Source organism: Bradyrhizobium oligotrophicum (genome assembly GCF_051168495.1).
GTDB classification, from domain to species: domain Bacteria; phylum Pseudomonadota; class Alphaproteobacteria; order Rhizobiales; family Xanthobacteraceae; genus Bradyrhizobium; species Bradyrhizobium oligotrophicum_A.
This window is the reverse complement of the sequence record NZ_JBNPVB010000006.1, coordinates 263,057-287,536: the sequence shown is the minus strand read 5'-3', so window position 1 is coordinate 287,536 and position 24,480 is coordinate 263,057. Positions and strand designations below refer to the sequence as shown.

The 24,480-nt window shown below is 64.3% G+C and carries 19 protein-coding genes; 8 read left to right on the top strand and 11 right to left on the bottom strand.

What is annotated here, in order from left to right; all coding sequences use genetic code 11:
- Nucleotides 1-24: 24 nt before the first annotated feature.
- Nucleotides 25-981 carry a type I pantothenate kinase gene (coaA, locus tag ACQR1B_RS14870; RefSeq protein WP_434835905.1) on the top strand — a complete coding sequence of 319 codons (957 nt, stop codon included), beginning with the start codon at nt 25-27 and terminating at the stop codon, nt 979-981.
- A 306-nt stretch (nt 982-1,287) separates the two neighbouring features.
- On the opposite strand, the gene ACQR1B_RS14865 is transcribed toward coaA, so the two are convergent.
- Nucleotides 1,288-3,528, bottom strand: coding sequence for an ATP-binding protein (locus tag ACQR1B_RS14865; protein WP_434835906.1), 2,241 nt, complete (start codon nt 3,526-3,528; stop codon nt 1,288-1,290).
- A gap of 136 nt (nt 3,529-3,664) precedes the next feature.
- A complete protein-coding gene (locus tag ACQR1B_RS14860) occupies nt 3,665-4,144 on the bottom strand; it encodes a hypothetical protein (RefSeq protein ID WP_434835907.1) in 480 nt (159 codons plus the stop codon).
- Between the two features lie 234 nt (nt 4,145-4,378).
- Between ACQR1B_RS14860 and ACQR1B_RS14855 the strand changes: the two genes are divergently transcribed.
- Complete coding sequence (locus tag ACQR1B_RS14855; RefSeq protein ID WP_434835908.1) at nt 4,379-5,014, top strand: hypothetical protein; 636 nt, start codon at nt 4,379-4,381, stop codon at nt 5,012-5,014.
- Nucleotides 5,015-5,027: 13 nt separating this feature from the next.
- Here the strand turns inward: ACQR1B_RS14855 and ACQR1B_RS14850 are convergent, their stop codons facing one another.
- The 3 genes from ACQR1B_RS14850 to ACQR1B_RS14840 all read right to left on the bottom strand — a co-directional run bounded on the left by ACQR1B_RS14850 (nt 5,028) and on the right by ACQR1B_RS14840 (nt 7,571).
- The gene (locus ACQR1B_RS14850) at nt 5,028-5,612 is read right to left on the bottom strand and encodes a hypothetical protein (protein ID WP_434835909.1); all 585 of its coding nucleotides are present in this window, start codon (nt 5,610-5,612) and stop codon (nt 5,028-5,030) included.
- Between the two features lie 36 nt (nt 5,613-5,648).
- The gene (locus tag ACQR1B_RS14845; RefSeq protein ID WP_434835910.1) at nt 5,649-5,840 is read right to left on the bottom strand and encodes a hypothetical protein; all 192 of its coding nucleotides are present in this window, start codon (nt 5,838-5,840) and stop codon (nt 5,649-5,651) included.
- Between the two features lie 180 nt (nt 5,841-6,020).
- A complete protein-coding gene (locus ACQR1B_RS14840) occupies nt 6,021-7,571 on the bottom strand; it encodes a YifB family Mg chelatase-like AAA ATPase (protein WP_434835911.1) in 1,551 nt (516 codons plus the stop codon).
- A gap of 226 nt (nt 7,572-7,797) precedes the next feature.
- Here ACQR1B_RS14840 and ACQR1B_RS14835 point away from each other — a divergent pair, with 226 nt between their 5' ends.
- On the top strand, nt 7,798-8,868 hold the full coding sequence (locus ACQR1B_RS14835) for a DUF2336 domain-containing protein (RefSeq protein ID WP_434835912.1): 1,071 nt from the start codon (nt 7,798-7,800) through the stop codon (nt 8,866-8,868).
- Nucleotides 8,869-8,883: 15 nt separating this feature from the next.
- Here ACQR1B_RS14835 and ACQR1B_RS14830 read toward each other — a convergent pair whose 3' ends face one another.
- The 3 genes from ACQR1B_RS14830 to ACQR1B_RS14820 all read right to left on the bottom strand — a co-directional run bounded on the left by ACQR1B_RS14830 (nt 8,884) and on the right by ACQR1B_RS14820 (nt 13,522).
- Entirely contained in the window at nt 8,884-9,636 is a 753-nt protein-coding gene (locus ACQR1B_RS14830) for an outer membrane lipoprotein carrier protein LolA (protein ID WP_434835982.1), read from the bottom strand.
- A gap of 185 nt (nt 9,637-9,821) precedes the next feature.
- Nucleotides 9,822-12,296 carry a DNA translocase FtsK gene (locus ACQR1B_RS14825; RefSeq protein WP_434835913.1) on the bottom strand — a complete coding sequence of 825 codons (2,475 nt, stop codon included), beginning with the start codon at nt 12,294-12,296 and terminating at the stop codon, nt 9,822-9,824.
- A gap of 11 nt (nt 12,297-12,307) precedes the next feature.
- Complete coding sequence (locus ACQR1B_RS14820; protein ID WP_434835914.1) at nt 12,308-13,522, bottom strand: aminotransferase class I/II-fold pyridoxal phosphate-dependent enzyme; 1,215 nt, start codon at nt 13,520-13,522, stop codon at nt 12,308-12,310.
- A gap of 888 nt (nt 13,523-14,410) precedes the next feature.
- Here ACQR1B_RS14820 and bamA point away from each other — a divergent pair.
- A complete protein-coding gene (gene bamA / locus ACQR1B_RS14815) occupies nt 14,411-16,915 on the top strand; it encodes an outer membrane protein assembly factor BamA (protein WP_434835915.1) in 2,505 nt (834 codons plus the stop codon).
- A 546-nt stretch (nt 16,916-17,461) separates the two neighbouring features.
- Nucleotides 17,462-18,142 carry a hypothetical protein gene (locus ACQR1B_RS14810; protein ID WP_434835916.1) on the top strand — a complete coding sequence of 227 codons (681 nt, stop codon included), beginning with the start codon at nt 17,462-17,464 and terminating at the stop codon, nt 18,140-18,142.
- A 546-nt stretch (nt 18,143-18,688) separates the two neighbouring features.
- Here ACQR1B_RS14810 and ACQR1B_RS14805 read toward each other — a convergent pair.
- On the bottom strand, nt 18,689-19,048 hold the full coding sequence (locus tag ACQR1B_RS14805) for a helix-turn-helix domain-containing protein (RefSeq protein WP_434835917.1): 360 nt from the start codon (nt 19,046-19,048) through the stop codon (nt 18,689-18,691).
- A 1,371-nt stretch (nt 19,049-20,419) separates the two neighbouring features.
- Nucleotides 20,420-21,178, bottom strand: coding sequence for an SDR family oxidoreductase (locus tag ACQR1B_RS14800; protein ID WP_434835918.1), 759 nt, complete (start codon nt 21,176-21,178; stop codon nt 20,420-20,422).
- A 178-nt stretch (nt 21,179-21,356) separates the two neighbouring features.
- Between ACQR1B_RS14800 and ACQR1B_RS14795 the strand changes: the two genes are divergently transcribed.
- Complete coding sequence (locus tag ACQR1B_RS14795) at nt 21,357-22,883, top strand: malonate--CoA ligase (protein WP_434835919.1); 1,527 nt, start codon at nt 21,357-21,359, stop codon at nt 22,881-22,883.
- Between the two features lie 7 nt (nt 22,884-22,890).
- Here the strand turns inward: ACQR1B_RS14795 and ACQR1B_RS14790 are convergent, their stop codons facing one another.
- A complete protein-coding gene (locus tag ACQR1B_RS14790; RefSeq protein WP_434835920.1) occupies nt 22,891-23,148 on the bottom strand; it encodes a hypothetical protein in 258 nt (85 codons plus the stop codon).
- 538 nt (nt 23,149-23,686) lie between these two features.
- On the opposite strand from ACQR1B_RS14790, the gene sdhC reads away from it, so the two are divergent.
- The gene (gene sdhC, locus ACQR1B_RS14785) at nt 23,687-24,085 is read left to right on the top strand and encodes a succinate dehydrogenase, cytochrome b556 subunit (protein ID WP_434835921.1); all 399 of its coding nucleotides are present in this window, start codon (nt 23,687-23,689) and stop codon (nt 24,083-24,085) included.
- A 20-nt stretch (nt 24,086-24,105) separates the two neighbouring features.
- Nucleotides 24,106-24,480 carry a succinate dehydrogenase, hydrophobic membrane anchor protein gene (sdhD, locus tag ACQR1B_RS14780; RefSeq protein ID WP_434835983.1) on the top strand — a complete coding sequence of 125 codons (375 nt, stop codon included), beginning with the start codon at nt 24,106-24,108 and terminating at the stop codon, nt 24,478-24,480.

Below are 24,480 nucleotides of genomic sequence, written 5' to 3'. Positions count from 1 at the left end.
CGGGGGGAAACGAAGGGCAGCATCATGGATATGCGCACCACCGAACAACAATATAATCCTTACCGCATCTTCACCCGCGAACAATGGGCCGAGCTGCGCAACGATACGCCGATGACCTTGGAGCCCGGCGAGTTCTCCAAGCTGCGCTCGATGCACGATCGCCTCGATCTGAAGGAGGTCGAGGACATCTATCTGCCGCTGTCGCGGCTGCTGTCGATGTATGTCGACGCCGCGCAGCGGCTGTACTACGCGCAGCGCCAGTTCCTCGGCATCCGCGACCGCAAGATGCCCTACATCATCGGCGTCGCCGGCTCGGTATCGGTCGGCAAGTCGACCACCGCGCGCGTGCTGCAGGCGCTGCTGGCGCGCTGGTCGCCGCGGCCGAAGGTCGACCTCATCACCACCGACGGTTTTCTGTTTCCGAACGCCGTGCTCGAACGGGAGGGCCTGATGCAGAAGAAGGGCTTTCCGGAGAGCTACGACAAGTCACGGCTGCTCGCCTTCCTCTCCGACATCAAGGCCGGCCGCCATCCGGTACGCGCGCCGGTCTATTCGCATCTCAGCTATGACATCGTGCCCAATCAGTGGACCGAGATCGACCAGCCGGACATCCTGATCGTCGAAGGCGTCAATGTCCTGCAGACCGGGCCCTTGCCGCGCGACGGCAAGGCGGTGCCGGTGGTGTCGGACTTTTTCGACTTCTCCGTCTACATCGATGCCGACGAGGCGGTGCTGCGCAAATGGTACGTGAAGCGGTTCTTGTCCTTGCGCGACACCGCGTTCCATGACCCGCGCTCCTACTTCAACCGCTACGCATTGCTGTCGGACGAAGAGGCCACTGCCACCGCCATCGCAATCTGGGAGCGTACCAACCTAGCCAATCTCGAGGACAACATCCTGCCGACCCGCCCGCGCGCGACGCTGATTTTGAAGAAGGGCGCCGACCACGAGATCGAGACGGTCGCGCTGCGGCGGTTGTGAGTTGAGCTGCACAAGCAGATGCGGACCTCAGCTGAAGATGTTGTCCTGTTGAAGTGATGAGCACGGTGCTGAGGCTTGCGCCATTCCAACCTCTCCCCGCCCTTTGCGGGGAGAGGTCGGATTGCGCAGCAATCCGGGTGAGGGGCATGGCACATGCGCAGCTCGGATCAGAGTCTATCGGACGGGTATGCGCCTTCTTAGCGCCTGAGAAACAGCACCACCCATGTGGCTGCCCCCACAGCGACCCTCTCCCCGTGAAGAACGGGGAGAGGGAGCGCAAGCACCTTCCTTACAACAAACTCATAACTACGCGGCCACCTGCCGCGCCGCGGCCAGATTGGCCAGCGCCTCGTCCAGCTTGTCGCGGTCGATCGGCTTGACCAGGAAGCCATCCATGCCGGCTTCGAAACAGGCGTAGCGGTCCTCGACCAGGGCATTGGCGGTCAGCGCCAGGATCGGGGTGCGCCGGCCGGGCTCGCCGGCCTCGTGGGCGCGGATGCGCTTGGCGGCGGCGATGCCGTCGAGCCGGGGCATCTGGACGTCCATCAGGATGAGGTCGTAGGGCGTGCCGGCCGAACGCGCCGCGAGCCAGGACTCGAGCGCGGCCTCGCCGTGCACGGCGATGTCGGCCTGATGGCCGAGCTTGGTCAGCAGTGAGCGCATCAGCAGCGCGTTGATGTCGTTGTCCTCGGCGACCAGGATCGACAGGCTCGCGCCCGCCTGCGCCACGATCGGTGGCGCGATCGTCGGGACGGGCTCGTCGGCAAGCGCCGAAGCTGGGTCATCCACATCCAACGTGATGCGAGCGGCGAGCGAGGCGGCGCGCAGCGGCTTGACCAGATAGCCATTGAACGGCGCCGCCGGCATCAGCTCGTGGCGGCTCACCGGCGTCACCAATACGATCAGGCGCGTCGTATGGCGCCGCGCGGCTTCGCCGAGGCGAAGCGCCGCGGCGCTGCCGACGGCGTCGTCGATCAGCACGGCGTGCCACGCGCGTTCCGGCAGCAGCGCTTCCGCCACCTCGATCTCCGCGACCAGGCAGGTCTGCGCGCCCCAGTTCTGCAGCCGCCGCTCGATCAGCTCGGCCTGCAAACCTCCCGGCGCGACCAGCATGATCGAGTGCCCGGTCATGTCCGGTCCGCGGAAGCTGTTCTGCTCGCCGCGCTCCAACGCGGCCGGCAGCGGCACCGCAACCTCGAAGGTCGAGCCGGCGCCGAGCTGGCTCTGCAGCTTGATCCGCCCGCCCATCCGTTTCACGATGCGGTCGGAAATCGCAAGGCCAAGCCCGGTGCCGCCGAAGCTGCGTGCGACGCTGTCATCGGCCTGCTCGAATTCGCGGAAGATGCGTTCCTGCGCTTCGGTCGCGATACCGATGCCGGTGTCGCGCACCTGGAAGCTGATCTCGTTCGGCCAGATGCCGGGCTCGGCGATGACAGCGACGCCGCCTTTGCTCGTGAACTTGATGGCGTTGCCGGCGAGGTTGAGCAGCACCTGGCGCAGCCGCGCTGCGTCGCCCGTGACCCAGGTCGGCAGCCGCTCGTCCAGATAGGCGGCCATTTCCAGTTGCTTGCCTTGCGCGCGCGGCGCCAGCAGCTCGGTGATCTCCTCGATCAGCGCCGTCAGCGAGAACGGCTGCGCCTCCAGCGCCAGCTTGCCGGCCTCGATCTTGGAATAGTCGAGCAGCTCGTCGATCAGCGACATCAGCGCATCGCCCGAGGTCCGCACCGCCTTGGCGTAGGTGGCCTGTTCCGGCGTGAGATGTGTCTCCAGCAGCAGTCCGCTCATGCCGAGGATGCCGTTCAGCGGCGTCCGGATCTCATGGCTGGCCATCGCCAGGAAGCGCGACTTGGCGCGGTTCGCGGCATTGGCCTGGTCGCGGGCATCGGCCAGCGCCCGCTCCGTCTCGGTGCGGTCGGTGACGTCGCGGCCGACACATTGCAGCACGGCGGGGTGTCCGGCATCGGAGCGCACCCACGCTTCGCGCCAGGCGATCCAGCGCGGGCCGATGGCGCTGTCGATGCGCTGGTCGTGGACGCGGGTGCCGCTCGGCTCCAGCGCGCTCTCGCCTTGCTCGATGAGCTCGAAGGCGAACCGGCTGTCGACCAGACTCTCGCGATCGAGGCCGGCCATCCGGCAATAGGCGTCGTTGACGAAGATGATGGTGCCGCAGGCCTCGCGCATGACGATGAGATCGCCCTGCTGCTCGAACAGATTGCGCGCACGCTGCTCGGCCTCCTGCAGCTCCCAGTTCCGGTCGGCCAGCACCTCGTTGTGAAGTGCGATCTTGTGCAGCTTCTTGCCGACGAAGCGCAAGCGCATGCTGAGCGTGGCGAGGCCGACGCAGGCGAGTGCGAACAGGAAGCTGGCGCCGATCGCGAAACTATGCGGATTGTAGCCGGATTTGTCGGAGATGCTGGCCTTGATGAAGCCATAGGCGCCGCCGAAGCCGGCGGAGAAGATCATCAGCGAGCGCAGGATCGTGAACACGGTCTGATGCCGGCGCATGAAACGGCGCAGGCGCAGCCTGATACGTAGAGTCCGTCCCATCGTCACCCCCGGGCGATTGCGATCCCAATGTCCTGGCCGGCCCGCACCATGCGGCGTCGGTATTGCTGAGACTTTGACAGGTCGTGCACGTGGGATTCCGCCGTGCAGAGATGGTGAACCGGCCGTTAGGTCCGGCCTACAGCACCGCGTGAGGCTGTGATGAGGCATGGCGGCGTGCGCCGACCAGCAGCGCGGCGGCCTCGCGCGCGGTGACGCGGCTGGAGCGGACATAGATGCGATAGTCCGCCGGCCCATCCGCGCCATCGTCCCGGGCGAGATAGATCCGCGGCGCGTCCGCGGGCGGATCGGCTGCGAGCGAGACGAGCTGGGTGGCGGCAGTCAGGCCGCAGCCCTGGTCTTCCCCTATCGGAGCATCGTCCACCACGACAAAGTCGGCCGTTTCCGGATTCTCGGCCAGTGCGACGCGGACGGTGGCGAGCGCGGGATCGTCGGTGAAGTCGACGCGGAGATCAGGGTGAAAGGGCGCGGAGCCGAGCGCGACGGTGTCGGCTCCGACGGCAATGCAGGGCTGCGGGGAGGGCGCCAATTCGAGCTTGGCAATGACCGCAACCGCGATCAGCGGCACGGCCGAAACGAGGACCTTGAAACGCAACATGATACGCACCGACGCGGAAGGCCTGATGACAAAAACGCGGGCCTTATGGTTGTCGGAGCGTAAAGAGAAGTCGTTACCAGAGTGTTGAAGGGGAAAAAGGGGAGCCTATGAGACTTGCTGCAGTGTGGAATTTTGAATGATGGCTGTTAGATTGCTCAATCGTTGACTACAATAGCGCGATTGATCGACCTTTGGTAAGGAACCTTTTACCTCTCAATTGTCGACAGGGCCCCCATGATGGATAAGCCTTCGTTCATTAAGCGCGGGCCTGAGTACTATGCTCTCGCTTTGGCGCTTGGCGTCATGCAGCTGAGAAACTCGCTGTTCACTCTCAACCAGCTTCAGTTCGCTCTTACTCGAGAAGACGAAGGGTTTCGTCAATCCTTCAACTGGCCTGCATTAGTGAACGCGGGCATGCGTGTTCTTATTGAAGCAGACGTTATTGAGATGACGCGTGAGGACTTCGGGCCTCACCTTTATCGATGCAAGCCGCTTTTAACGTGGGAATGGATCTTTGAAGGCGAAGGACGAAAAATTCCGATCTTCGCTCGCTATGCAGAGGTCCAGAATTTGTCTTGGCTGGCTGAAGCTCTTGTCGATGTTGATCATGAATATAGCCGATTGGCTCTGACGTCAGATGATTTTGAAGAACCGGTACCTTCTCTATGGGAGCCGTTACCTTTAGATCGCTCTGACGAAAATCTTCGCGAAGTCACCAAGAAGGTCGACGAAGCCGTTTCACAAATTGCCGCCGACAACGGCTATGCCGCCAATATGCCTGGCGAGCGCGACTACGTAGTGCAAAGTTTGAGGGCATTCAGCAGCTCTCGTGGTCGTCGAATTCAACCTAAGCATCCACAATCGGTATGAAGGAGCTTATCCTTTAGCGGCGGAGCGCATCACCTTTGTCTGATATTAGTTCGAATATAGAAATGAGACTGTTTATCGAAAGCTTATCTTGAGGTTGGATAGCGAGTGTATATTCGTTGAGCGCCCGATCAGTCTGATACCTTACGTCAACGAAATAGGGTTCTAGCGTCACGCACGAGGAGCCACTAATGATCTCCAATACTCGGTGCCAGAAATCCAATTTCTCGGGAGTATCCGGAGTGAACGGCTTTTCCAAAATAGAGAGAGCATACGTAAGAGCGTAAACTTCGTTGCAACGAGCTTCGGCTGTATCTTTGACGTTAGCCGGATGAATCGGAAGGAACGGCTGGAACCGATTTATGGCGACAGCCATTAAAGCACCGATCTTTGGTTTCTCGGTGTTGTGGCCAGAATGTATGCGCCAATTCTTGTAGGCCTTATTCAACAAAAAGTATCCGCGAACCATCGGAGCAACCCGAGCTTCACGAAATATTACGGTGCTGGGAATAACGTTTGCCGTTTGAAGGGAGCGACCGATGTCTTTTAGGAACTCGATTCGCTCAGAAATCTCAGTTTCTGTAGCGTAAAATCTGCTCAATTATCTTCGCTCCCCTAAGGCAAGGGGGCAGCCTTCTTAACTGCGAACCAAGGCTGCCAGCCCCGAAAACAGATCAATCTTGACCTTGTCGAAACTAATGCGCAACTCTTTCGCTGTCACCTTCGGGTGGTTATTTGTCTCTTTACGCGTTTCAAGAGCATCGACGCCAGGGCCGGAAAGAGTAACGAATTTCACCAGATCATCGTGTTCAGCTGCTGCGTGCTTCATGATTTGCCCTCTCCCGGAATCGCGACAACGCCCCCAAGGCGGAGGCTCGGGCCGACTTCAATTGCGGGTTGTCTCGATTCGTCACACGATAATAGCAGAGTCAAGTCCTTAACGGCTAAAAAGTTCTTACGTGTCCAAAATTTTCACGGGCTCGCAGGGGAAATCTGGAGCTTTGAGGTATTATGGTAGTCCAACCATCGCGTGGCGGTTGTCCTCGGCGAGCGCGCGATACGACAGCGCCTCCGCGAGATGCAGCCGGCCGATCGTCTCGGCATGGTCGAGATCGGCGAGCGTGCGTGCCACACGCAGCACGCGGTGATAGCCGCGGGCCGACAGCCGCATCGTCTCGGCGGCTTCGCGCAGCAGCTTCTGGCCGGGTGCATCGAGCTTGGCGATGTCGTCGAGCACAGCGGCGGGCGCCTCGGCGTTGGTTCTGACGTGCGGCAGGCCGGCCTTGGCGTAGCGTTGGCGCTGCAGATCGCGCGCGGCGGCGACGCGGGCGGCGACCTCGGCGGAGCCTTCCTTCGACGGCGGCAGGATCAAATCGGCGGCGGTCACCGCGGGCACCTCGATGCGCAGATCGATGCGGTCCATCAGTGGGCCGGAGATGCGCATCTGGTAGTCGGACGTGCAGCGGTCGATGCGGCCGCGCTTGCAGGCATAGCCGGGCTCGAAGGCGTTTCCGCAGCGGCACGGGTTCATCGCCGCGACCAGCATGAAGCGGGCAGGGTAGGTGACGCGGTGATTGGCGCGCGAGATCGAGACCTCGCCGTTCTCCAACGGCTGGCGCAGCGAATCCAGCACGCGCGGATCGAACTCCGGCAACTCGTCGAGGAACAGCACGCCCTGATGCGCCAGCGAGATCTCGCCGGGCCGGGCGCGCAGGCCGCCGCCGGTCAGCGCTGCCATGCTGGCGGAATGATGCGGGCTGCGGAACGGGCGCCGGTTGGTCAGCGCGCCGCCCTCGATCTCGCCGGCGACCGAGGCGATCATCGACACTTCAAGCAGCTCGGCCGGCGACAGCGGCGGCAGGATCGACGGCAGCCGCGCCGCAAGCATCGACTTGCCGGCGCCGGGCGAGCCGATCATCAGCAGATGATGCCCACCTGCGGCGGCGATCTCGAGCGCGCGCTTGCCGCTCTCCTGGCCCTTGATGTCGCGCAGATCGAGCAGGCTGGCCGGTGCCTCCTGGATCTTCGGCTGCGGCCGCGACAGCACCTGCGTGCCCTTGAAATGGTTGGCGATCTGGATCAGCGAGCTCGCCGCGATGATCTGCAGGTCGGGGCTCGCCCACGCCGCCTCGGCGCCGCAGGCGGCCGGGCAGATCAGGCCTTCCTCGCGGGCGTTGGCGCCGATCGCGGCCGGCAGGACACCCGCGACCGGCGCGATCGAGCCGTCGAGGCCGAGTTCGCCGAGCACGGTGAAGCCGCCGAGCGCATCCGGCGGAATCGCGCCGATCGCGGCCATCAGGCCGAGTGCGATCGGCAGATCATAATGGCTGCCTTCCTTCGGCACGTCGGCCGGCGCGAGATTCACGGTGATGCGCCGCGCCGGCAGCGCGAGGCCGGAGGCGATCAGCGCCGAGCGCACCCGCTCGCGCGCCTCCGACACCGCCTTGTCCGGCAGGCCGACGATCGCAAAGGCCGGCAGCCCCGGCGCGACCTGGACCTGCACGTCGACCGCGCGGGCATCGATCCCTTCGAAGGCGACGGTGGAAACGCGCTGGACCATGGTGCCCCTCCCGGCACCGAGGCTAGCGGAAGCCGATTGGCTTCGCAAGAACAATACAGGAACAAGGCCGCTGACCGCGGCGAAATCCGTTAACGACGGCCATGGACTGGACGGTTCCCGGCACTTGGGCTTAACGCCCCTTTAGTCCGGTGTTCGCATTCTTCCGAAAATCACGATCGACCGCGTCCGTCCCAGTCGCGCGGGCGCCGACAACGAGAGACGTGCGATGCCCCCAGCGCCTCCGGCAGCTGCCTCCGTCAAGACGCCTGCGGGCGATGCGCGGACGGTGTCCGAGTTCGCCACCGACATGTTGCGCCGGACCACCGGCCTGTTCCTGGCCGGTCCGCGGCCGGCGTCCGCGGAGCAGCTCGACCTCTATGACCAGATGTTTGCGCGGCTGATGCCGCAGGTTGCGACCGACGTGCTGGCCGAGCTGAGCATGGCGCTGGCCGGCGTCGAGCGCGCGCCCTATGCGACCGCCCGCCTGCTCGCGGTGCATCCCGAATTGCGCGTCGCCGGGCCGATGCTGGCCAAGGCACAGGTGCTGACCGAGCGCGACCTCGCCGAGTTCGTCAGGACCTCCAGCCCGGCGCATCTCGTCGCGCTCGCCAGCCGCAGGGGGATCGGCGACAATCTCACCACGCCGTTGATCGCCCGCGGCTTCCCCGCCGTGCGCATGGCGCTGGCGCAGAACCTCACCGCCAAACTGTCCGAGGACGGCTACCGCAGCCTGTTCAAGATCGCCGAACGCGACGAGGATCTCGCCGAAAAGCTGGCGCTGCGCACCGATCTGCCGGCCAAGCTGTCGCGCGCCTTCGTCGCCGCGGCCACCGAGGGCGCCCGCACCCGCTTCATCAAGGCCGCGCCGCCTGCGACCCGCGCCACCCTGCAGGCGACGCCGACGCGTTCGCCCGGCGCGGCGATGCGCGCGATCTGGGACTATGAGCAGGTCAAGACCGAGGTCGCCACGCTCAACCGCACCGGCAAGCTCGGCGATTCCGCCGTCAACCGCTTCTGCGTGACCGGCGATTTTCCCGCCGTCATCGCGGCGCTGGCGCTGCTCTGCGTCGTCGCCATCGAGACGATCGAATCGCTGCTCGATGAGGATCGCCTCACGGATCTGCTGCTGGCCTGCAAGGCCGCGCGGCTGAGCTGGCCGACGACCGCGATGATCCTGCGCGCCCGTCCCGGTTGCGACGCGATCGCCGCCGACGACCTCGACGAGGCGCGCAAGCGCTTCGAGAAGCTGTCGCTGTCCGAGGCGCAATGGAAGGTCCGCGGGCTCGAAGCGAACTGAGCCGGACCGCGTGCGTCAGCCCGGCGGCGTGGTCGGATAGTTCGTGAAGTCGATCTTGAACATCGCCGGATCGAGCTTCTTGGTGGTGTCGAGATTGTAGACCGCGATCGTCGTGTCGTAGCCCTGCGGATCGGTCACGGTCCACTGCTTGAGCTGGCCGTCCTTGGCGCCGAGCATCAGCATCAGCCGGCTGGTGCCGATCAGCGCCTGCTTCTCCTCGATCGTGATCGTGACGTAGAGGTCGTCGGAGGCGACCGCGATGACGTTGGTGTCCTTGAGCAGGTCGATGCGGTCGGACAGGAGATAACGCAGCGGCGTCTGCGACAGCGGATAGACGTCCTGGGTGGCAAGCTTGCGGTCGCGCACGACCAGCGAGGAGCCGTCGGCGACGATGTCGATCGGCGTCGGCGGCTCGTATTCGAAGCGGACCTTGCCGGGCTTCTGGATGTAGAAGTCGCCCTTGGTCTTGCTGCCGTCCGGCCCGACCTGCACGAAGTTTCCGACCAGCGTCTGCAGCGACGACAGATAGGCGCTGACCTTGGCTGCGACCGCCTTCTGGTTGGCGTCGAACGAGGTGAAGATGCTGGCGGGAACGTTGCGCCGGGGATCGGGAATGATCGGGTTCGGCGGCGCGGTCTGGGTGGTCGCCGGCCCGCCGCGCTGCGCGTCGGCGGCGCTCTTCTGGCCCGATTTGGGAGCCGGCGTGGTCTGGGCGGCCGCGTGACCGGCGACACCGGTCAAGGCGCACGCCGCAACCGCGCACGCCACCAGGCGGGCGGACATGCGGCGCCCGTGGGGGAGTGCGGGAAGCGAAAAGGGGCTGTTCGACAAGGAGCTTTTCAAAACGACGTCCTGATTCCTACGCGTTTCTATCTTGGTTCGATCGGTCAGCGTGATCGTAATTGCGTGAAGTTACGACCAGGAAACGGCGGATCTGGGACCGATTGCGCGGGTCAGAACCCGCCTTCTTCCTCGGGCACCAGGATCTCGCGCTTGCCGGCGTGGTTGGCCTGGCCGACGATGCCTTCCTGTTCCATCCGCTCCATCAGCGAAGCGGCCTTGTTATAGCCGATCTGCAGCCGCCGTTGAATGTAGCTGGTGGAGGCCTTGCGGTCGCGTTTGACCACGGCGACCGCCTGGGAGAACAGGTCGTCGCCGCCGCCGCCGCCCATGCCGGTGGCGTCGAACACGGCGCCGTCCTCCTCGCTCGGCTCCTCGGCGGTGACCGCCTCCAGATATTCCGGCGAGCCCTGGGCCTTGAGGTGCTTGACGACTTTCTCGACCTCCTCGTCGGAACAGAACGGGCCGTGCACGCGGCTGATGCGGCCGCCGCCGGCCATGTAGAGCATGTCGCCCTGGCCGAGCAGCTGCTCGGCGCCCATCTCGCCGAGAATGGTGCGGCTGTCGATCTTGGAGGTGACCTGGAAGGAGATGCGGGTCGGGAAGTTCGCCTTGATGGTGCCGGTGATGACGTCGACCGACGGGCGCTGCGTTGCCAGGATGACGTGCAGGCCGGCGGCGCGCGCCATCTGGGCGAGGCGCTGTACCGTGCCTTCGATGTCCTTGCCGGCGACCATCATCAGGTCGGCCATCTCGTCGACGATGATGACGATGTAGGGCAGGGGATCGAGGTCGAGCTTCTCCTCCTCGTAGATCGCCTTGCCGGTCTCCTTGTCGAAGCCGGTATGAACGGTGCGCGTCAGCTCCTCGCCCTTGTTGCGCGCTTCAGCCAGGCGGGCGTTGTAGCCGTCGATGTTGCGCACGCCGAGCTTGGCCATCTTCTTGTAGCGCTCTTCCATCTCGCGCACGGCCCATTTCAGCGCAACGACGGCCTTTTTCGGATCGGTGACGACCGGTGTGAGCAGATGCGGAATGCCGTCATAGACGGAGAGTTCGAGCATCTTCGGATCGACCATGATCAGGCGGCACTGGTCGGGGCGCAGACGGTAGACCAGGCTCAGGATCATGGTGTTGATCGCGACCGACTTGCCCGAGCCGGTGGTGCCGGCGATCAGCATGTGCGGGGTGCGGGCGAGATCGATGATGATGGAATCGCCGCCGATGTTCTTGCCGAGGCACAGCGGCAACTTGGCGACGCTCTCGGTCGACTCCTTCGCCACCAGCAGTTCGCGCAAGTAAACCTTCTCGCGGTGCGCGTTCGGCAGCTCGATGCCGATGGCGTTGCGGCCGGGCACGACGGCGACGCGGGCCGACAGCGCGCTCATCGAGCGGGCGATGTCGTCGGAGAGTCCGATGACGCGCGACGACTTGATGCCGGGCGCCGGCTCCAGCTCGTACAGGGTGACGACGGGGCCGGGATGCGCCTTGACGATCTCGCCGCGCACGCCGAAATCCTGCAGCACGCCTTCCAGCGCGCGCGAATTGGCCTCGAGCTCGCTCTTCGACAGCGGCTGGCGGTCGGTGGACTTGGGCGCGGCCAGCATTGACACTGAGGGCAGGTCGTATTTGTCGTTGGACTTCCTGGGCTGAGCCTTCGGCGCCGGCTTCTTGCGCGCCTTCGGCGCCGGCTCCTCCTCTTCTTCCTCCTCGTCCTCGCCGGCCTCTTCCTCCTCCTCGCCCTCGTCATGCTCCATCTCGGGCGCGAGCGTCGGCTTCTTCTGGCCGCGGGCGAGGCTCGGCTCCTGCCGTCCCGCTGCGGCCGCGCGCGGCTGCGGGCCGGAGGACACCAGTGCGCGATAGGCCGTGCTGAGGAACCAGCCGACCTGGGCCTTGGCGCTCATGAGCGCGTGGAACACCCAGCCGAGCCGGATCGCCTTGCGGTCGTCGTCATCCTCGGCGTCGGACAGCGGCGTGTCGTCCTCGTCGGCCGGCATCAGGTTCGGGTCGGCTTCCTTCGCGCCCATGCCGCCGGCAACCAGCAGGCAGCCGATCACCGCCACGAGCAGCAGGCCGCCGAGCACCAGCCGGTAGACGAGGCCGGGCGGACCGAACACCACGGCCGGCGCGCGCACCAGGGCGTCGCCGACCACGCCGCCGAGGCCGGTCGGCAGCGGCCAGGCCTGCGAGCGCGGCCAGCAGCTGGCAAAGCCGGCGGCGATCACCGCGCCGAGAACCCAGGCGCCGAAGCGCAGCGCCTCGCGGTCGAACGGCCGGTGGGTCATCATCCGCCAGCCGCGGATCGACAGCGGCAGGATCGCCATGATCGAGCCGAGGCCGAGGATCTGCATCAGCAGGTCGGCGCTGATTGCGCCGGGATAGCCGACGATGTTGCGGATCGCGCGCGAGGTCGCGTGGCTCAGGCTCGGGTCCTGCACCGACCACGTCATCAGCGCCGCGGCGGCGGTGCCGCACAGCGCGATCAGGCTGAGGCCCGCGAGTTCGCGCAGCCGCCGCACCAGCGCGTCGCGCAGCGACGTCGGCAGGTGATTGACCAGGGGAATGACTCGTTCGATCGCCGGCATCTGCATCAGCCCCGCGATTACCCCAGAGCCTCGACCAGCCGGTGCAGCGCCTCGCCGGTCGAGGCGGCATCGGCCACCAGCGCCAGACGGATGTAGCCGGCACCGGGATTGAAACCGTCGGGTTGCGGCCGCGCCAGATAGCTGCCCGGCACCACGCGCACGCCGGCCTCCCGATACAGCCGCAGCGTCACGTCCTCGTCGCCGCCGCGGTCGGCGACGTCGAGCCAGACGCAGAAGCCGCCGTCGGGCCGCTGGTAGCCGTAGCGGTTGCCGATGATCTGGTCGGCGAGATCGAACTTGGCGCGGTACAGCCGGCGGTTCTCCTCGACATGCGCCTCGTCGGCATAGGCCGCGACCGCAACCTGCTGCAGCGGCACCGGCACCTGCGGCGCCGCGACGTTGCGCAGCTCGTGGAAGGCGGCGAGGAATTTGCGGTCGCCGGCGGCGAAGCCGATCCGCATGCCCGGCACGTTGGAGCGCTTCGACAGCGACTGGAACGCGACGACGTTGGCGTAGTCGGGCCCGGCATGCTCCAGCATGCTCCCGGGCGCCGCCCTGGTGTAGATCTCCGAATAGCACTCGTCGCTGAAGATCAGGAAGCCATGGCGGTTGGCGAGCCGGATCAGCTTGCGCATGTAGTCGGCGCTGGCCACCGAGCCCTGCGGGTTGGCGGGCGTGGCGATGTAGAACGCGATCGTGCGCGCCAGGGTCTCTTCGTCGATCGCATCGAGGTCCGGCAGGAAGCCGTTCTCGCGAATCGTCGGCAGGTAGATGGAGTCGCAGCCCGCAGTTCGGGCGCCGACGCCATAGACCGGATAGAACGGGTTCGGCATCAGGATCGCAGGCCGGCCACGGCGCGGGCCGGCATGGCGCAGCGCGGCGTGCGCGGCGAAGAACAGCCCCTCGCGGCTGCCGTTCAGCACCAGGATCTCATGCTCCGGATCGATCGCGCGCGGTAGAACGAATCGACGCGACAGCCAGCCGGCGGCCGCCTTGCGGAACGGCTCGATGCCCTTGGCCGCCGGGTAGCGGCCGAAATCGGCGATGTGCCGGGCCAGCACCGGGCCGACGAAATCCGGAACCGGATGCTGCGGCTCGCCGGCGGCGAGCGTGATCATGGGCTTGCCCGGCGCATGGGGCGCGAGCAGCTCGTTCAGCCGCGCAAACGGCGAGCGTTCGCTCTCCGAATGGCTGGCGCCAGCGGGCGCGGGGGGTGAAGCGGTCATTGCCATACGTAAAACGCGCGCCAAACCAGTGGAAGCCGCCGATCGCCCATGAACCGGTGCCTTGGTTGTCACCATAGGTGGGGCGAGGTTAAGGCGCGATTAACCATCGGGGCTGACGCCCGTTTTGATGGTTTTTCGCTGCCCGATCCAGAGGCAATTTCGCAACAGCGGCCGACATTGTGGCGAGGCCGGTGGCGGTGGAGGGAACCGCGGACGGGCCGACCAGCCAAACTGTGATCCGCGGGCTGCCCGATATATTGCCCTCTCCCCTTGTGGGAAAGGGCTTCTCCGGCCCATCCACAGACCCGCTCGGGTGAGGGGTATCTCTCCGCGAGCTATGATCGCCGAGACATACCCCTCACCCAACCGAGCTAGCCGGACTGTCATACAAGCCCTCTCCCACAAGGGGAGAGGGCGCATTCACTGGCAGTACATCAACTAGGAAAAACGGGCGGCCCGGTGCGCCGGAATAAGAATGGGAATCTGTGCGCACCGGGCCTTGACCGAACTACTTGGGGGCTTAGTTCGGATGACGAGCAGATAGCACTGTCGTTTTTCCGGCGTATTGCCGGTCTTCGCTGTTCTGTAGAATTTCATTTCGGTGCGCTCGGAATGCGGCGGCGGCCGGCCAATTGCTTAACGGATATGTCCGTCCTCAGCGTGGCTTTCCGGTCCCAGTGCGGCCGTGGTACCCACTATAGTACTCGCGGCTCTTCGCGGCGGCAACGGCCGTAGATCGTTTCTGATCGGAAACATCCAGCCACGCTCGGTATCAATCGACATTTCGCGAAACGAGATTGGCGCATCACGACCATCTTTGACGGGCATCAGCGATTCCTGTGGCGTGCCGATCTGTGAGGCGTGCCGGGGGACTTACTTTTCGAAAGATCGTCGATGATGCGTCTGAGACTGCCGGGCGTGCTTGCCCTGATGCTGCTGGCGCTGCCAGTGACGTCGCTGCCACGTATCGCCGTGGCCGCGCCCGCCGTGGCCGCAACCTCGATCTCGGTCGAGGGCAACAGGCGCATCGAAGCCGACACCATCCGCTCCTACTTCAAGCCGGGTCCGTCGGGCGCGCTCGATGCCGGCCAGGTCGACGACGGCCTCAAGGCGCTGATCGGGACCGGCCTGTTCGCCGACGTCAAGATCGACCGTCAGGCCGGCCGCCTGGTCGTGCGCGTGGTCGAGAACCCCGTGATCGGCCGCGTCGCCTTCGAGGGCAACAAGAAAGTCAAGGACGAGCAGCTCACCGCCGAGGTGCAGTCGAAGCCGCGCGGGACGCTGTCGCGTCCGATGGTGCAATCCGACGCGCAGCGCATCGCCGAAATCTACCGGCGCTCCGGACGCTACGACGTCCGCGTCACGCCCGAGATCATCGAGCAGCCCAACAACCGTGTCGACCTCGTCTTCACGGTCGCCGAAGGCGCCAAGACCGGCGTGAAGTCCGTCAGCTTCGTCGGCAACAATGCCTATTCCTCGGCCCGGCTGAGCGACATCATCAAGACGCATGCGACCAACTGGCTGAGCTTTCTCGGCAACAACGACGTCTATGATCCGGACCGGGTCGAAGCGGATCGCGACCTGATCCGCCGCTTCTACCTCAAGAACGGCTATGCCGACGTGCAGGTGGTGGCGGCGCTCACCGAATATGATCCGGAGCAGAAGGGCTTCCTGGTCACGTTCCAGATCGAGGAAGGCCAGCAATACCGCGTCGGCTCCGTCGAGTTCCAGTCGAGCGTCGCGGCGCTCGACGGCAACGTGCTGCGCGGCTATTCCAGCGTCAATGTCGGTGCGCTCTACAACGTCGAGCAGCTGGAGAAGTCGGTCGAGGAGATGCAGATCGAGGCGTCGCGCCGCGGCTTCGCCTTCGCGGTGGTGCGTCCGCGCGGCGATCGCAATTTCGAGGCCCACACCGTCGCCATCGTGTTCTCGATCGACGAGGGCCCGCGCACCTATATCGAGCGCATCACGATCCGCGGCAACACCCGTACCCGCGACTACGTGATCCGGCGCGAGTTCGACCTCTCGGAAGGCGACGCCTACAACCGGGCGCTGGTCGACCGCGCTGAGCGGCGGCTGAAGAACCTCGATTTCTTCAAGGACGTCAAGATTTCGACCGAGCCCGGCTCGTCGAGCGACCGTGTGATCCTGGTGGTCAATCTCGAGGAGAAGTCGACCGGCGACTTCTCGATCTCCGGCGGCTATTCGACCAGTGATGGCGCGCTCGCCGAGGTCTCGATCTCAGAACGCAACTTCCTCGGCCGCGGCCTGTACGCCAAGGCCTCGGTGAGCTACGGCCAGTACAGCCGCGGTGTGACGCTGTCCTTCGTCGAGCCCTATCTGCTCGACTACCGGGTCGCGCTGGGTCTGGACGTGTACTACAAGCAGCAGAAGGCCAACAGCTATACCAGCTACGGGGTGACCACCATCGGCTTCAGCCCGCGGCTCGGCTTCCAGCTGCGCGAGGATCTCTCGTTGCAGCTGCGCTACTCGCTGTACCGCCAGGAAATCTCGCTGCCGTCCTCCTACCGGAACTGCAACAACGACCCGAACAATACGTTGCTCGCGTTCAACCCGACGCCGGCCTATGTCAGCAGCGTGCTGGGCGGCGTCGATCCGACCAATTCGACGTCGTCGGGCGTCTACGGCTACGGCTGCTACGGCGACGGCGAATCGACCCTCCCGGTTCGCAAGGAGCTGAACGACGGCGCGGCGCTGACTTCGTCGCTGGGCTACACGCTGAGCTATAATACGCTCGACAACAACAAGAACCCGACCGCCGGCCTGATCATCGACTGGAAGCAGGATTTCGCCGGCGTCGGCGGCAATGTCAGCTACATCAAATCGGCGGTCGACGCGAAGTACTACACGCCGCTGGTGGCCGACATCGTCAGCGTCATCCATCTGCAGGGCGGCATGCTGAACAAGATGGGCGACAAGGACCTGCGCATGCTCGACCACTTCCAGATGGGACCGACGCTGGTGCGCGGCTTCGCCTCCAACGGCATCGGTCCGCGCGACACCACCTATTCCAGCCTCGGAGTCACCGGCGATTCGCTCGGCGGCACCAAATACTGGGGCGCCTCGGCCGAGCTGCAGATGCCGTTCTGGTTCCTGCCGAAGGAGGTGGGTCTGAAGGGGGCCGTCTATGCCGACGCCGGTTCACTGTGGGGCTATCAGGGCCCGACGTCCTGGGCCGCCACCGGCGAGGTCAATTCGGCGACCTGCAAATGCGGCCTGCAGTACGACGACAGCAAGGTGGTGCGCTCCTCGGTCGGCGTCGGCCTGATCTGGGCCTCCCCCTTCGGCCCGCTGCGCTTCGACTACGCGGTGCCGCTGTCCAAGGGCAAATACGACGTGACCCAGGAGTTCAGGTTCGGCGGCGGCACGTCGTTCTGAGACTGTCGTTCGTCGTTTTGGAATGCGTATTCCGGATGTATGACTAAGAGCGAGTGTATTGATAACAGATCGTCGCTCCAGCGGTCGCAAATGACATTCTGCTGCGATGGGACTCCAGCTCGCTCGCAAGTGCGCTGGAGTCCCATCGCATTCCTTTGAAAACGACTTTGAGGACGACGCGCGGGCGCGCGCTTGCATCGACCGCAAACCTGGCTCACCGCGGACGTATGTTCGCACCTATTGCGTTCGTCACGGCACGCGACGGCGCCCTCGATCACATGTCTGCAATTCGTCTATCGGCATCGCGTTGTCCGGCTCGGTCGAGTTGCGCTGAGCTCAACTCCCGTCTCTCCCACTTGCGTTCAGTTCAAGATGCTCTCGTTGCAACCGACGGTGTCGAGTGCAAACTCGCCGATGCAGGAGCCGCGTGAGTATCGGGTCTCTTGCAGGCCGCGGGCCGTTCGTGCCGAGCGGTCGGATCGAGCCGAAGTAGACGGACTCATCGCAAAGTTGATGAGATCACACCAACATCAACGGAGAGACGACATGACGAACTACACGATCGCAATCAACAACGTATCGGGGTTTGCCAAGAGCTACATGGTTTTCACCGAGCCGCCGCTGGTCTCGGTCAACGGGCGCAGCCCGTCGGTTTACGCCAATGCCTGGGTGACGTTTCCGAGCATCAGCAACCAGAGCTTCGACAGCGTCACTGCATCGGAGGAATTCTTCGCCTATTGGGGTACGCCGAAGAAGTTGCTTGCGGGCGGCGTTCAGATCGGATCCGGCGGCTATGCTCCGATCGAAGCCGGCGAGTCTGTTGGCTTCAGCGCCGCGTCGTCGATCGGCACGCTTTCGGCCGGCGTAACCGCGATTGGCTTCGGCCCCGTCGCCTGGGACGGCAGCGTGCCTGGGGGCTCCTTCGGCATCGTCGCGGACCAGAGCTTCACCGCGGAGAACGGGCTGGTCTTCGGGATGGCGAAATTCGGCCGAACGCCGATACCGACGCCGGTCGCTACCTTCATGGCGGAGCCGGGCGATACGTTCTATGTCACACCGGTCGTGAAATATTACGTCACCGAAGGCCTGTTTGATCCGGGGACCGTCATCAACATTTCCGAGATCTCGCAATCCAAGGTCACGATCGACTTCACGGGCCGGGTGGAGACGACGGCAACCGTGACGCAGCAGCGCAACGGCGGCTTCTCGGTTGGATACAGCATTTAGTCTACCGTTCTTCGGCATCTCTTGGATGCAACGGCCGGAGATATAGCCGCGTACGACATCAGCGGCGTCACGCTTGGACCGCTTAGCGGAGTCGTCTCCGCCTGGCAAGCTTTGACAAACAACAGGAGGTCGGAGATGGGAAAGAAGCAGAAGGGAATAGAAGCGAGTGGAAAATTTAGGCTGTATCGTCACACCGAGAAGGCTGATCTCGACATCGGGGACGTCTGGACTGACATTCCGAACGAGGGTGAGTTCCAGATCACAACCGAACTGAATGTAACTAGCCCAAATCATTATATCTTGAAGAAGGACAGCTCCAGTTACGGCCCGTTCCAATGTAGCGCTAACACTGGCGGCGTAGTCACATTCAAGCGTTCTTAAGCGATCCGACACCGCCTTTGAGAGTACCAGACCGTAAGCCGGAGACGACTACGGTATTTGGGCTGCCGACAAGCTGAAGTCCGCGGTGAGATATCGCGGACTTTAGAACCAGTGCGGATGATATTATGGTACTGAACCGCTTGCTCCTTGCTGCCGTGAGCATGGTCACCCGTTGTCGCCTTCGATGTTCGAGTTTCGATGCGCGGGGGCGACTTCCTTCAGGAACATCACCAGCCTCTCCTGTGATGGTTCACTCATTCGCCGGAAGATGTTGATCAATTCGAATTCCTCGCTGCTCAAAGCAAGCTTTTTGTGAAGGTTCATCGTCCCGCGGCCGAGGATCAGCCAATCCAGCGACACGTCGAGGGCGCTCGAAAGCTTGGCGGCATTTTCCAGTGACATTGAGCCGCCCTTCTTCCAACGGCTGATTGCGCTTTCGTCGACGCCGAGATCATCGGCAAGATTGGCCATCTTAGCGATGCCGCTCTGCTTGATGACCTGGGCGAGACGGGCTCCCCGCGACATTCACTCGCCCGCCTCGGTATCAAATGAGATGCGCGCTGGCATGGTCATTCCGCAAAGCACGCACGCCGGCTAGCCGTGATGGGCTCGCTCTGCGGATCTCCACTCCAAGAGCAAGCCTGTGTCGCCGACCCCGCCTCTGCCCCCCGGGAGGTTGGTTGCAACTGCAATCTTAAATTGTGAGGCAGCATGCCACCTTTAGCTATGGCATGGAAGCAAGCGAAGTTCTGTAGGAGGTGAAATCGAAACAGATCCCGACCAGATGCACGAGTTCGTCAAACACGTTAAAGTTGAATTGTCGATGCATGCCCGTCGTCTCGCGATCGCCGGGTGATCCACCAGACGTGCTTTTCATGATGAAAGCTCGCGTTCTACGGCCGACGATTAGCCCCCGTGTCGGCCCTCCGCCTTCTCGTTCGGCATCTGAAGGGATGCGCGCGCGGTTCAATTTTGCGCGCCAGGATTCTCAGCCCAATTCCCAACCCTTCCCGCAGTCTGCAGTCGCTGCGCGACTGCAGCGTTGGGGAGAGCCTGCTGTCGATGCGGTGAGAGCGCGATCCGATCCACATGATCGCGTGCTCGCGTGAACTGACAAGGTTGGCAGCATCCCTCCCATGCTCAAATTGCCCGTCGTGCCAGTTTACCGCAGCACCCGCGCTTGCACCGTCGGGCAAATCACCTGCACATTTTCGCCCGTCCTGCTGCCGCATGAGGGGCGTTTCGCGACCGTCACGGATCGTTGGCAGTGGGATGCGATGGGCATGTGTCGCCGCAGCGTGGATCTTCCGCGCGGACGAACGGCGAGGCACGCACGGTCAAGTCGCGCGGTCCTGATATCCCGACGCTGATATCAACTCACGCCGAGGCTTTCGCTTCGCGTGGGGATGGTGGCCAGAAAGCCCGGCGCACCAGGGAGAACGCGAAGTACGCCGTAAAGCCATCGCGCAGGGAGGGCCGGGTGTGTTCGGCCAGACCTGTGGTACCTGCCGCCTGCATTTTCTTCCGCAGGCGGGCCACGGGCGCGGCCAGCGCCCGGCCTTCCCTGCGCCCTCTGTTTGATGAGGGCGGTGAATTTCAGCACAGCTCGGGCGCATCGTGTCGCGAGGACGAGGTCGCATGGCTTTGCGGCCGTCGTACGCCTCGCTGCTTCTCGGAGGCAACGCTGCCGACGCCAACCTCCGCTGTCGTCCCTGCGAACGCAGGGACCCATAACCACAGGGGCCAGTTGCCTTGCGCGGGACTCTCCTTCTGCCCTTCACGGACATCACGCGGTATGGGTCCCTGCGTTCGCAGGGACGACAGCGGTTGCTAGGCCCCATCTCGACCTTCATGACCCGAGCCGACACTATTGTCGTGGCTGATATCCGGCCAAGCTCAATCCCTGTTCGCCGGCGTCTGGATGAACCCGCGATTCCAGGTCGGACTGATCAGGATCTCGTTGACGCAGACGCGCGGCGGCAGGCTGGCGACGAAGGCGATGGTGCGGCCGAGGTCGTCCGGCTGCAGCATCCGCGCCTGGTCCTCGGCGCTCGGCACCACCGGCCGCTGTTCGAGGATCGGCGTCGCGACCTCGCCCGGCATCAGGCAGCAGGCCCGCAACCCATGCGCGCACTCCTCCATGTTGAACGAATGCGTCAGCGCCAGCACGGCATGTTTGGTCGAGGTGTAGGCCGGCCCGGGCATCTTCGAGACGTGGCGGCCGGCCCAGGACGAGACGTTGATGATGATGCCGTCCCGCTGCGTCCGCATCGCCGGCAGCACCGCCTTCATGCAATACAGCACGCCGTTGAGATTGATCTCGACCAGCTGGTTCCAGCCCTCCAGGGTCATGTCGTCCCAGCGCCGCTTGGGGACGTTGACGCCCGCGGAGTTCACCAGCAGATCGATACGGCCATGCCGGGCCAGGACGCCATCGGCCGCGGCCTGCACCTCGGCCGCCCTGGCGACGTCGAGCGGCACGGCTTCGGCTGCGCCTCCGGTTGCGGCGATCTTCGCCACGACCGCCTCGAGCGCCGCCTGGCGCCGACCCGACACCACGACGGTCCAGCCCTCGGCGGCGAGCGCCAGCGCGCCGGCCTCGCCGATGCCGGTGCCGCCGCCGGTGATCCACGCGATGCGTTGTCCCTTGACCATATCCCAGCGTCTCCCGTTGCCTTCGAAAGGGCGTTTTTGCTAAGGCAGCCTCGATCAGAGACGGCGATCCGGGCGACGTCGCCGGTTGACCCGCCGTCCGGGCCCTCTTCGTCTTCGTCGAGCCTGAGTTGCGCCGGCTGGCACTGCCGGCCGGCCCTACGCTCCAGGGGAATGTTGCATGAACCAAGCCGCCAACGCCAATCTGTTCTCCCGCCTGTTCGACGGCCTCGACGATCCCAGCCGCCTCGCCATCGAGTCCCATGACGGTCAGCGCATCTCGTACGCCGACCTGATCGCGCGGGCGGGCCGGATGGCGAACGTGCTGGTCGCCCGCGGGGTCAAGCCGGGCGACCGGGTTGCGGCGCAGACCGAGAAATCGGTGTCCGGCCTCGTGCTCTATCTCGCCACCGTCAGGGCCGGCGGCGTCTATCTGCCGCTCAACACCGCCTATACGCTGAACGAGCTCGACTATTTCATCGGCGACGCCGAGCCGACGGTGGTGGTGTGCGATCCGGCGAAGGCCGAGGGCATCGGCGCGCTCGCGGCCAAGGTCGGCGCCAAGGTGGAGACGCTCGATGCGTCGGGCCAGGGTTCGCTGACCGAGGCGGCCGACAAGGCCGGGACGGCGTTCACCACGGTGGCGCGGACGGCCGATGATCTCGCCGCGATCCTCTATACGTCGGGCACCACCGGCCGCTCCAAGGGCGCGATGCTGAGCCACGACAATCTCGCCTCGAACTCGCTGACCTTGATCGACTATTGGCGCTTCACCAAGGACGACGTGCTGATCCACGCGCTGCCGATCTATCACACCCACGGCCTGTTCGTGGCCAGCAACGTGACGCTGTTCGCGCGGGCGTCGATGATCTTCTTGCCCAAGCTCGATCCGGACCTGATCATCGACCTGATGGCGCGCGCCACCGTGCTGATGGGGGTGCCGACCTTCTACACGCGACTGTTGCAGAACCCGCGGCTGAGCAAAGAGACGACCGGCCACATGCGGCTGTTCATTTCCGGCTCGGCGCCGCTGCTGGCGGACACGCATCGCGAGTGGTTCGCCCGCACCGGCCACGCCGTGCTCGAGCGCTACGGCATGACCGAGACCAACATGAACACGTCGAACCCTTACGACGGCGAGCGCGTGCCCGGCGCGGTCGGCTTCCCGCTGCCAGGCGTTGCCCTGCGCGTCACCGATCCGGAAACGGCCAAGGAGCTCGCGCGCGACGAGATCGGCATGATCGAGGTGAAGGGCCCGAACGTGTTCAAGGGCTATTGGCGGATGCCGGAGAAGACCAGGTCGGAATTTCGCGACGACGGTTTTTTCATCACCGGCGACCTCGGCAAGATCGACGCGGAGGGCTACGTCCACATCGTCGGACGCGGCAAGGATCTCGTCATCTCCGGCGGCTTCAACGTCTATCCGAAGGAGATCGAGAGCGAGATCGATGCCATGCCGGGCGTGGTGGAAGCCGCCGTCATCGGCGTGCCGCATCCCGATTTCGGCGAAGGCGTCACCGCCGTGGTGGTGCGCCATCCCGGCGCCGATGTCACCGAGGCAAGCGTCTTGAAGAGCCTCGATGGCCGGCTGGCGAAATTCAAGATGCCCAAGCGCGTGTTCGTGGTCGACGAGCTGCCGCGCAACGCGATGAGCAAGGTGCAGAAGAACGTGCTGCGTGACCAGTACAAGGACATCTACACGAAGTGACGGCGGCTCAGCGCCGTCGTCCGATCGCGAGTCCCGCGAGTGCAGCCAATGGCGGCGCGGCGCAGATCAGCACGAATTCGAGCACCGCAAGCGAGGCGATCTCATGCTGGATGACGAGCGCGAGGCACGCGGCGAACAGGCCGGCCGCGGTGAAGCCGAGGACGCAGGTGAGCGGCTCTTCGGCGCGCTCGTGCGACGACACGCTTCGCGTCGGCAGCGAAGCCGGACTTTCTGTCGTTGTCGGCCGGACCGTGGGACCGCGCATCGGACCTCCCTGCCGTCCGCCGTCGATGATGCTCCGCGCAGCCTAGGCCGCTTTGCGGGAAGCCAACATGCGGCAAAATCGACCATGCATCGAGAGGCTGAGGAAGGTCCACCCGAAGGCAAATGGCCGACAGCGACGAGGCCCACCGACCGGATCTGCTCCGCGATTCGATCCGGGCAGCTTTGCAGAAACATCAGGCTCTCGGCCGGCGTGGAAAGCGTCGGCGAGCCGGTAGTTAAGCGGTGAATCAATGCTCTACGATAAGCGCTATCAATGGTCTGATTTGTCGGAAATGCTCCCAGTAGGGTCATAGATATGAATGGTGATTCGATATATCAGCGCCGGTCAGGCTCGTGGTATACCACGCCGGGCATTGATCCTTTTGTAACGGTCACATAGCACTGAATCGCAGTTCGGTTTTGGGCCATTTGGCCGTTGCAACACCTGTTCCTTCTCCGTAAATAAAGGCCGCGTTGCCGATCCGCACCGCCGCAAGCCCCTTCCGTTCACGGCCCACAAGAAATCATCAAAGCAACCAATGACAGCCAGGATCGAACGACCGCTTTCCCCGCATCTGCAAACCTACCGCTGGACGCTGACGATGATCCTGTCGATCGTCCATCGCGCCACCGGGGTTGCACTATATTTCGGGACGCTGCTGCTGGCCTGGTGGCTGATCGCCGCCGCCTCCGGCCCAAGCGCCTACTCCTATGTCCAGGGCTTCATGGCGAGCTTCATCGGCCGCCTGATCGTGTTCGGCTACACCTGGGCGCTGCTGCACCATCTGTTGTCCGGCATCCGCCACTTCGTCTGGGACCTCGGCTACGGCTTCAAGGCCAACGAGCGTGAGACGCTGACCTGGGGCGCACTGATCGGCGGCATCTTCCTGACCGTTCTGGTGTGGATCGTGGCTTACGCGGTGGGAGGCGGCCGATGAGCAACGCACACGCGAAATCGATGCGGACCCCGCTCGGCCGCGTCCGCAACCTCGGCGCGGCGCATTCCGGCACCGGTGATTTCTGGCGCCAGCGCATGACCGCCGTCGCGATGACGCTGCTGATCGTGCCGGTCGTCGTCGTCGTGATCATGCTGCTCGGCCGCAACCAGGCCGGCGCGGCGCAGATCCTCGGCTCGCTGCCGATCGCCGTGCTGATGCTGCTGTTCGTGATCGCGAGCTGCTGGCACATGAAGATCGGCATGCAGGTCGTGATCGAGGACTACGTGCACAGCGAATCGCTGAAGCTCGTCGCGATCATGGCCAACAACTTCTTTGCGGTGACCGTGGCGCTCGCCTCGATCTACGCCCTCATCAAACTGTCCACTGGAGTCTAG